The sequence below is a fragment of the Microcystis sp. M20BS1 genome, from assembly GCF_020245305.1.
In the GTDB taxonomy this organism is placed as follows: Bacteria; Cyanobacteriota; Cyanobacteriia; order Cyanobacteriales; family Microcystaceae; genus Microcystis; species Microcystis ichthyoblabe_A.
Window position 1 is genome coordinate 41,861 of sequence record NZ_JADBUZ010000056.1, and the last position, 10,471, is coordinate 52,331.

Consider the following 10,471-nt stretch of genomic DNA (forward strand, 5'->3'; position numbering starts at 1 on the left):
ATTTGAGAGAGTAAAAAACTGTGAGATTTGAACCAAGTTTTAAGAAAGTTCAGCACTCCAGGGCTGTAACTTACCTTGATAGCGATATTCTTTGAATTCTTGGCGCATTTCCTCGATTTCGCTATTATCTGGCAGACTACGAGTCAAGAAGTTATGACGCATTTCTCCCAGGGCTGATAATCCACTTTGGGCTAACAAATAGCTAAAATGAGCTAAATTGCGGGGTTTCAACAGGCCACGCCAGCCAAAACCTTTCCACTGGAACATTGCATACCAAATTGCCACATAGAAAAAGGTATTCTTCATGCTGGTGAAAATGTTACAGCGTTGGGGTTCAAGCTTGCTATTTTCTAGGAAGTCTTCAAAGTGTTTAAAGGTATAGTAACTGCCGATTAGTTGATCGGCTCGAATCGCATCCATCAAACCCATATTAACTCCTCGCTCTACCAATTTGTTACAATCTTGATAGACATCGACGAATAAGCCATTGAGAAAAGTGCGGAAAGGACCAGTAAACTGTTTGAGAAAAGCTGGATCTAAATGCCATTTACCGATGTACATAGGAACTAAAACGCCGAACCACCACATATACTCAAAGTAAATCCGCCAACTCATGATACTGGCATGACCTAACTGTTTTTGATGTTCCTGCATGAAAGTGTTGACGCTATCAGAAAAAGCCAGATTGAAGTCATTGTAAACAGCCCGTTTTTCTTCAGCATTGGCCTCGTTTGCCAATTTGGCGCGGATAATTTCGGTAATGCTTTCAACGGCGATGGCAATCATCGTCGTTCCCAGGGAATAAAAAGCATCAAAAATACAGGCTGAATCTCCCACTACATACCAGTTATCATGCGAAAACATCACTTTACTTTTGTGGGCAACTCGGGGCAAATAATGAAAGTCAACCAACTCGCTATTTTGCAATAATTTATAGAGAACCGTATGGTTGGCTTTCAAAAAAGCAGTAAACTTTTCTTGGGTGTTTATGGTAGCTGCGGGAATGACATCGTGGTGGTGAATGACTCCCAGAGAAAGTTCTTTACTATCTCGATCAATGGGAATCATCCACAACCAATGACCAGGGCCAAAGTAATGGTTGGTAGCGTAGTAATGACTGACAGTGGTTCCTGCTGGATGATAACCACTATGGAAAATGGTCCGATCTACATCTTTAATCCTTACCCAAGCGGAGCCATTATTAACTCCTAAAAGTTGGTCTGAACCAAAAATGAGATTGTCGGTTTTTTTGCCTATAATAAATCGGCGACCAGCCGCATCAACAATGTGCTTGGCTGTTATTTCTATGGTTGTATCCTCTAATTTGACTGTGACGGTTTTGAGTTGATCGCCTTCGGTTAAATCTACATCGACAACTCTTCCGTTGTAGAAGATTGCTCCCATTTCCTTATTCATTTTGAGCAAGTCCCGTTCAAACTTTGCTCGGTTGATCTGAAAAGTCGGAATCGGGGGTTGACGATTGATCCAGACGTGATAATAATCGTCAATTGAATCAGTTTCAGCCAGATTTTTCGGCCAGTGGAAGTTCAGTCCCGCTTTAGGAGGATGATTTTCAATCATGTAATCATGCAGTCCCAACTCTTTACAGATGAGTAGGGCGGCTATTTCAACTGTAGATTCGCCAATTTTGAGATCTGTATCGGGTCGATTTTCGGGACGAGGATCGATCAGCGCCACCCGAATATTAGGGATGTTGAGCATCAGGTGTCGCGCTTGACATAAGCCGGCAAAGCCAGCCCCCATAATTACAACATCGTAGTGCAAAGCTTGAGTCGTGTTCATTGATCAATTTCTCCTGATAAAGGGATGAGAATCACGGTTCTTCGTTACTAGGTCCGGTTTGATCGGGGGGGCATAAATCGACTAAATCCTGATCTGGCAAGAGATTTAATTGATTAGTTCCTTCTAGATCAACAACAATTGACAAAAATCGCCTAATGTCTTTCTTTATAAGGTTTTCATGCCTTATAATCCCCGTCTATTACATAACACACACCGAAGAACCAGAATTACGTTAAGTTAGTTCAATTAAGAGGGAGAATCCTCTGAGGAAAGTATGGTTCGGCTCTCCATTAACCATTTTTCGATGCGTCGCCCTTGCCACATCCAAAGTCCAGTGAAGCTTAGGAGGGGAAAGACAACAATCCCGACGGCTATCAGCATTCCTGGATGATTGCGCCAGGGGGAATAGATAAAAATCCCTAACAGAAGTGATGCCAAAATGTGGATCAGTCGGAGTTGGCTTCTCAATGATTTATTCGGCTTGTACATGACAAATTTTCCTGGGCAGATAGATAGAGAAAAGTGAGAAAGCAGAATCTAGTCAGTAGGTTGGTCTGAGGATGGGTTTCCCCCCCATCCTAGAGAGCAGGTTTTTCTAGACCATTAACAGAGCGGCTTCCCTGGTGGTCGCCCTTGCGACTAAAGATTGCTTCACCGCCTCGGGCCAGGGTGCGGCTACAGCCGTTCCATCTTTTCGCCGCTCCACCCAAGCCACATCTTGTTGACCGACATGGAGTTTTTCCAAAGTGCCATCAGGCTGTTCCCGGAAGAACTCAAAGTTGAAGGATGCGCCACACTCGGACACTGAACGCACATAGAGAAGGGTGCGAATGCGGTCAAAAGGCATCGCTTCGCGTAGATAGTCCATGCGGGTATAGAGACAGACCATTTCCCCACAGGGATTAGAAATCCGCAAATATTCGGGAGCAACTGAGTAAAGAAACAGGTCGAGAATGCGTCCTTGCCAGATGAAATAATTGCCGTAGTAAACATTACCGACCAAATTCGATTCTTCCAGGGTGGTTTGGAAGACCTCAGACCGCAATAACCGTCCATAGCGGCTTTCTTGTTGTGGAATGTCATCAATGACAGCCCCCGGCTTGAGGGAAGCAAGGCTGGCGGGTAGGGGAGCCAGAGGCAGGGTTTCTGGGTGTTTTAAATCAAGGCTGGCGGGTTTGTCAGCGGCAAAGCGAGCCAAATAGTCTTGGAGATAGGGCGGGAAAGGCATGGGAGCAGGAACTCCATAGCTGACTAACCGCACCCAAGTGGCTTTAACTTCGGCAATCGCCAGACGCTCTAGGGAATTATCGGGCAGTACCTTACAAAACTCGATGTAAGTCTCAAAGGAAGAGCCGACAATATTGCCCACCCAGGCTCGCGCTTGAATCACATCATAGGAGGTGGCTTCTCCCACAACTCGCAGGCTAACGGAATTGGTAACCATGCCCCAATCTCCGGTTAAGAAGTCGGCTAACATTTGCTGGGCAATACTTTCCATCGGCAATTCCCGAATTTTGCCAATCCAGCGAAAATATTGGGCAAAGTAAACATGACGGCTAATGCTACCACTATCTTTGAAACTGACTTGATAGCGTTGCTCATAGACTAATTGTCCTTGCGGGCCATCATGGGTGTAGCGAGAGCTATGGCTGTCAATTTTCCCAGGCGTCGCTGGGATAATCGCCGCTTCCGTTGCTTGAGGAGACTGGAAATTAGCTTCTGTGGGTACAGACACTGGGGTGTGGGAAACCACCATCGCCACCATCCGTTCCGGTGGACGGGTTAACTTAACAGGGACAGTCAGCACTTGAGACTCACCCTCCGGGGTTGAGGTGGATAACAAGACTCCATCTCCCTGTTTCGCCACTAGACAAAATTGCGGATCACTACCATTAAAAGCTTTGCGAACTGCTTCTGTGGCTGACCAAATCCTCATACCGGCCCGCTCTTGGGTGTCTCCTTGGCGCACTAATTGCTCCATCAGTTGACTGCGGCGATCACTTAAGAGGGCGACCCAGTCCTCGGTGCTGCGAGGGGTAATTGCTTCGATATCACAACCTTGGGGAGTTTCAGCCACAGTGCAGAGACAATAGCGATCGCAGTGAGATAAAGAAACATTTAACCCAGAAACTTGTGTCCCGCTCAGTTGAGGCTTACCAGAGGGGAGAGACTCAAGCTCGAAAACAAGTTTTTGCTCGGGTTTGAGTCCTAGCTTAGTTTTCAGCGCGCGTTCTACAATGGGTTTTTCCTGTTGGCGGCGCTGTTCTAAGGATTTCCCTTGCAGGTTAGGCGCATAACCAAGCGCAACGGTAGGCGGTGGAATCTCTAATCCCTGGCAAGTTGTCTGTAACACTTGTCGCAGGTGTTGGCGATCGCGAATTTCAGGATTAACTAACTCAGCCGCCGTCGGATTTTCTGGGTGTTCTTCGAGAATCCGTAGGCGATATCCACTCAAGCGTTCAATTAGGTTCCCCTGCTCATCGGTAGCAATCACTTCACTAATATACTCCCGATCTTCCCGCGCCAATAGGTTAACGGTGACAAGGCGGCGACCTTGATCGCTGCTGGCCGGTTTAAATCGCTCAATCTTGGCAATTTCCACGGGTAAACAGATATCTTGGGGAATGGTCAACTGTACCGATTGGAGCAAGACATCGCGAAAATAGGGATCGCCGAGGATTAAAGACTGATTCAATCCTTTGCTAAAGCTTTGATTGGATAAATCTTCTCCAGAAAGTTGAGCGTGGGAACGGAAGACACTCTGTTTTTCACTAAGGGTGTAAATTTCACCCAGGCGTTGAAAACGTTCTCCCTGGAAGAGTAAATCCCCGTAGAGATCGGTTTTGGGAGCGATTGGGAGAGGTTGGCCTAATTCGGGTTTTTCCTGAAAAGCAGAAGTCAACTCTCCGAGAATGAGATTGGCAGAAAAATGAGCCAGAGAAAAGCCCGTTTGCTCGGTATAAATACCCACTTTAACTCGACGTTCCCCATTGCTGGTAGCCTCGGCAATTTCTGCTTCAATTTGAATCTCAACCCCAGTCTCTGGATTAACGACTATTGGTCGTCGCAGAGAAATATCTTCCAGGCGAACAATTGGCGGGTTTGAGGTCCCTGTCAGGTAAGCTACAGCTTGGGCCATGGCACATAACCCAAACACGGTGGGGAATAAATAAGAACCGCGCCAAAGGTGATCCTTGACATAGAGATCCTTCTCTAAACTCAGATGAGTCCGCACAGTCAAGGCTACCTGTGGTTCCACATATTGGACATTTTCGATAAAGCGCAGTCCGGTGGGAGCGGGTAAGGGGGTTGGTAACCAGGTATCTAAGCCACCTAAACGAGCGGTAATCACTACCTGTGAGGTGCTTGGTGCGGTTTGGAAAAGCTGGAGAAAGCGGCTTACTCCTTCACGGGGAGAAATCGCCTTGATCCCCATGCGCTCTAGATGCTTGACACTGCCAAGACGCGCTCCCATGCCGATTTCATCCCAAACGCTATAAGCAAGCGCCAGCACCTGGGTTTGGGGGTGTTGCCGTTGGTACTGTTGTAACAGCAACGACAGGGATTCATTGGCAAAGGCATACCAAGCATTACCAGGCATTCCGGTAACGCCGATAATCGAACTAAAAGCGATAAAGAGCTTGGGTGGGTTAGAGGCTAATGCCTGCAATAAGTTGTAAGCTCCCAAAAGTTTGGGTGAGACTTCTGTTTGAGCATCTTGGGGTCTAACTTGTTCGACGCGACGGGGTTGATTGAGTCCGGCTCCGTGAATTACTCCCGTGATGGGTCCTAATTCCTGGGTCACTTGGTCAACTAACTGCTGAACCTCGGTAGGGTCGGCAATATTGCAGCGATAGTAAGCACCGGTGAGTCCTTGGGCTGCTAAGCGCTTGAGAGTTTGGGCAATTTCGCTGTTGCTATCTCCGGCTGCTGGCACTGCTGCTCGCCCCACCAAAGCCATTTTCACTCCCGTTTCTTGTCCTAAAGCGAGAGCGCATTCGGCGGTAATTCCCTTGGCTCCACCTGTCACCAGAATTACGTCTGAGGCCGACCAGGTGAGGGAACGGGGCGTATAATCAATCGGCTGCTGTAACTGAGCTTGGGGGATTAGCCTTACTTGTCTCGCATCATAGCCAACGGTTGTAATCCCCTCATCTCCGGCTAGTTCCTGAATTACTAATTTACCGGCCTGGGTTGGTTCAATTGCTGCCGCTAGGTCGATTACCCGGACTCGTGCTTCTTGGCGCTCTAGATGAACACTGCGGGCAAAGGCCGCGGCTGAAACGACTGCGGGATGGTATTCTCCCTCGCTGGTGCCAAAACGCCCCCCACCAAATTGAACATAAGCTAAAGTTGCCGAGGGATTGGCGTGGCTAATGGTAGCAACGCTGCTGAGGCGAGTTACCATGGCGGCGAGGGGTAATTCCGATGGCAAGGGGGAAACACCGGGTAAAATCCCTAGATAGTGGGAGAATGAACCGATACTGGCGGGTTCTGCCGCTGCGATTTCGGCGTAGGTCTTTTGTTGGACTTGAGCGCCCAATTGCTCTAATTGCTTGGTAAGAATTTTAGCAATCGATGTGGCAGCATCAGAGACAATTAAGACTTGAGCTTGTGACCAATCAGTGGCAATTGTCGGAGGAGTCAGAGGTTGAGGCACATACTCAATGGCGTAGTTACGGACCCAGTTGCTTTCCGGGGGAGGATTATTTTGGCTCCCTTGCAGCACTGGTGTTTTCTCTGAAGCGGCAGTTTTGACAGAGGGTTGGTTTGATACCTTCTCCAGCGCCGCAATGACATCCGCTAAAGTTCCATTCGCTAAGGCTGAGGGATCTAGTTTTCCCGTTGCTCCCACTTGTTTGACTGCTGTAGCAACTAGCTCGGCTGCTTTAATAGAATCGAGGTTTAAATCATCAAGAAGACGCAAATCGAGGCTGAGGGTATCTTTAGGAAACCCAGTCTTTTCTTCGACTAATTCCAGTAATTTTTGGGTAATATCAAGGGAATCTGAAGGCGGCAAAACCAGAGGCGCAACTTCTATTTGCTCAGGAACTTCCGTTAGCATTTCCACAGAAACAACGGCATCAATAGCCTGTTTTACTTCTTGCAAAGTAGCATTAGCTAAAGCAGAAGGATCAATTTTTCCGCTCACACCAAAGGTTTTGGCGGCTGTCGCTACTAACTCGCCAGCTTTGATGGAATCTAAATTCAAATCATCTAGTAGTTTGGCATCAAGATTAATGCTGGCTACTGGATAGCCAGTTTTTTCGGCAACTAACTCAATTAAACGTTTTTCAACAGTTAAATTGGTTTGGATTACTGTTGTTTCTGGGATTCGCTTGCTATTGCCATTGCTATGACCATTACTATTAACAGTGCTATGACCATTACTATTAACAGTGCTATGACCATTACTATTAACAGTGCTATGACCATTACTATTAACAGTGCTATGACCATTACTATTAACAGTGCTATTTACCTGAACACTGCTCTGAAAGGGAATCAGATTAGTTGCTGGACTTTTAAGCAAAATATAAGACTGAAGATCTGCTTTGATAACTTGGGACAAAAACTGGCTTCGGTTAGAGAAGTAATGGGAGAGAAGTTTAACAATCTCTTGATTGCCAACTGCTTGTTTGGAGTCAGAAGAATAAGTCATAATGTCCTCTAGGCATTGTGAGTGTTTACAAAGGGTAAGCTTTGGATATCGGCACTGATTAACTCAGAGAGAAAAGAACCACGTTCCAGCAGGTAATTTGCTAAGACTGTTGTTAGTTCATCATCTGCAAAAAGACTTTCTGGTTGGGAAAAATTCGAGGAATGAGCGAGAGCCGTATTTGGTGATGACTGTTGTATTTCTCTCCAAGAGAAGGCAGAACTCGACTCAATTTCTTCAAGAGATACCGGAAAAGATCGTTCGCAGGGATTATCAACAAACAGACGCTCAGCAGCCGGGACAAAAGGACGAACCAGTCGTTGTTCATACAACGCTTGCCAGTTGACTTCACCTCCTTGCACAAAGTAAGCGGCTAAAAAAGTATTCAAATCGCGAGCGATACCCGGTTTTGACTCTAGGGGAAAACAGAGGGGAGAAGGAACTATTGCTCCTACTAAACCAGAAAGCACTTTTCCCGTTCCAACTTCAACTATCAAGTCACATTTATTCTTCAGATTTTCGACCAGAGAAACAAAATTTACCTGAGCAACAATCTGATGAGCAAAGTGTTCTTTTAAGTTGAGTCCTGAATTAACTATCTGGCCGTTGACACTGGTAAATAGAGGCAGAGAAACCTGTTCTAAAATCTCAGGAATGGGAGCTTCTTTTCGCAAATATTCAGCTGCTTTCGCCACCATTTGGGAGTGAAAAGCATTTGCTACCGGAAGTTGGCGGACTTGAATTTCTTGGGCTAATGCCAGGTCACAAACAGCAGCAACACTGGTTTTTTCTCCAGAAATAACCGTCTGTTGAGGACTATTGATATTAGCAACGGTTACATAACCAGAAATCCCTTGTAAGAGCTTTTGCGCGGTGGCATCCGAGCAAGCTAAACTCGCCATTGTCCCGATAGAATCGCCCTTAACTGTCATTGCTTTTCCCCGCATTGCGGCAAAGCAAAGGAGGGTTTTTTCATCATAAGCACCAGCCGCTTCAAAAGCAGTCAATTCGCCCAAACTATGACCCCCTAGTGCCACTGGTTCCAGTCCAAGTCGTTTCAGGTAATGCTTCCACAGTAGTGAAGTCAAGCAGATTGCTTGCGGTGCAACATCGGTGAGAGCGTTAAACCATTGTTCTACTTGTTGTTGGTTAACAGCGCGGTCAAGAGGACGGTAAATTAATGGACTAATCGGTTCAAAACCAGATTCAATCAGCCATAAATCTGCCTGTTGCACTAACTCTCTTGCCCAAGAATATCGCTCCACCAAAGTCCGGGCCATGTTCAGCTTTTGTGAACCTTGTCCTGGAAAGAGAAAAGCTACTCGAGAACGCTGCACTTGATGGGCGAGCCAGATGTCTTTTCGCTGGGATATATATGTTTCTCCCGCGGCTGGGGGTTGAGAGTGAAGAATGTTGATTAAATGCTCCAAGCGCTCCAGTAATTCTCTGGGGTTTTCTGCCACAATGGCGGCGCGAATTGAAGTCTGAGGGGACAATGTTTGAGCATTCTGCGCTGCTAAATCCACCATATCTGCTAAACTCATCCCTTTGGCTTGTTCTGAGAAAATTTGCAGATATTCCAGCAGTTGGGCAAGAGAATTAGCCCCGAAGACAAAGATTTCGCTATCTTGGTTGGAGACTAAAAGCGAACGCTGGTCTAAACTGGGTTTTAACCGGGGGGAGGGTGCATCACCAGAAGAAAGGGTCACATGGGAGTTAATGCCTCCAAAACCCATCGCCGACACTCCCGCCCGTAAAATCTCCGTTTCCGGGTAGATTTCCCCTAGTTGCACTGGATATAAACATTGGGCGCTCTCCTCGAAAACGGGATTCGGTTCTTGACAGTTAACGGTAGGGGGAACGATCCGCTGATTAACCGCCATGACCGCTTTAATGAAACCCCCGATCCCGGCCGCTGCTTTCGTATGACCAACTAGGGATTTAAAAGAAGTCATGCCACAGGAACGAGGGGGGGCAGGTTTCGAGGCGTTCATGGCTAGGGCTACCCCTTCAATTTCAGCCCGATCACCTACGGGGGTTCCGGTTCCATGTCCTTCAATAAAATGAAGAGACTGGGGACTATAACCGGCTTTTTCGTAAGCTCTTAATAGGGCTTTGGACTGTCCCACCTTAGAGGGTGCGGTAATGCCTCCTTTGCCGTCGGAGGACAGAGCCCAGCCGTCCAACAGGGCATAAATGTAGTCGCCATCGGCCTGTGCGTCCGCTAAGCGTTTGAGGACAACAAAACCACATCCTTCTCCTGGAACAAAACCACTGGCTCGGCGATCATACACTTTCATATCCTGAGCCGTCAGTGCGCCGGTTTTGGCGAAACCAATTAATTCAAAGGTATCGAGACTGATATCAATGCCACCGGCTAAGGCCATGTCTAAATCGCCATTACTTAAAGCGTTGGCGGCAGTGACAACGGCGATTAGGGAGGAGGAACAAGCGCCATCGACCGTATAACCACCACCGTCAAAATTAAAAAAGTTACAGATTCGTCCGGCTATGGTGTTGGACAGTCCCCCAGCTAGGGTATCTTCGGTAATGGGTGGGAAAACGGATTTATAGAATTTCTCCATTGTTTCGAGAAGTTCTTCCACAATTGTTCCAGACAGTCCTTTGACTTCGGCAGCAGCCCGCAAGGCTCTTCGTACGTAGGGCCAACGTAACCGCATCACATTCGAGCGAGTATGTTCTCCAGTTAAGGAATTGCCGAGAATGACCCCGGTTTTTTGGGTGGGAACGGTATCTCGACGATACCCAGCATCTTCGAGCGCTTTGTCGGCTATTTCTAAGGCTAACCAATGCACGATGTCGGTTCCATCGACCGTTTTTTTGGGAACTCGACGATTAATCCAGTCGAATTGAAAGCCATCAATGAAGGCCCCGCGTGTTCCGTAGGTTTTATCGGGAGTGGCGGGATCGGGATCATAATATTCCGAGAGTGGTAAACGTTGATCGGGAAACTGGCGAAATTGACAACGACGCGCTAAAATATTCTCC

The 10,471-nt window shown here is 47.2% G+C and carries 4 protein-coding genes; all 4 read right to left on the reverse strand.

Annotated features, from left to right (window positions below):
* Positions 1–39 precede the first annotated feature (39 nt).
* Positions 40–1,803 carry an NAD(P)/FAD-dependent oxidoreductase gene (locus tag IM507_RS05770; protein ID WP_069474038.1) on the reverse strand — a complete coding sequence of 588 codons (1,764 nt, stop codon included), beginning with the start codon at positions 1,801–1,803 and terminating at the stop codon, positions 40–42.
* Between the two features lie 246 nt (positions 1,804–2,049).
* A complete protein-coding gene (locus tag IM507_RS05775; protein ID WP_002733463.1) occupies positions 2,050–2,241 on the reverse strand; it encodes a hypothetical protein in 192 nt (63 codons plus the stop codon).
* A gap of 157 nt (positions 2,242–2,398) precedes the next feature.
* On the reverse strand, positions 2,399–7,465 hold the full coding sequence (locus IM507_RS05780) for an SDR family NAD(P)-dependent oxidoreductase (RefSeq protein WP_287636760.1): 5,067 nt from the start codon (positions 7,463–7,465) through the stop codon (positions 2,399–2,401).
* Between the two features lie 8 nt (positions 7,466–7,473).
* On the reverse strand, positions 7,474–10,471 hold a 2,998-nt coding region (locus tag IM507_RS05785; protein ID WP_287636761.1), incomplete at its 5' end, for a type I polyketide synthase.

Bases quoted from the DNA above. Each gene is read 5' to 3' on its own strand.
- IM507_RS05770 (WP_069474038.1), bottom strand. From the start codon at position 1,803: ATGAACACGACTCAAGCTTTGCACTACGATGTTGTAATTATGGGGGCT.
- IM507_RS05780 (WP_287636760.1), bottom strand. From the start codon at position 7,465: ATGACTTATTCTTCTGACTCCAAACAAGCAGTTGGCAATCAAGAGATT.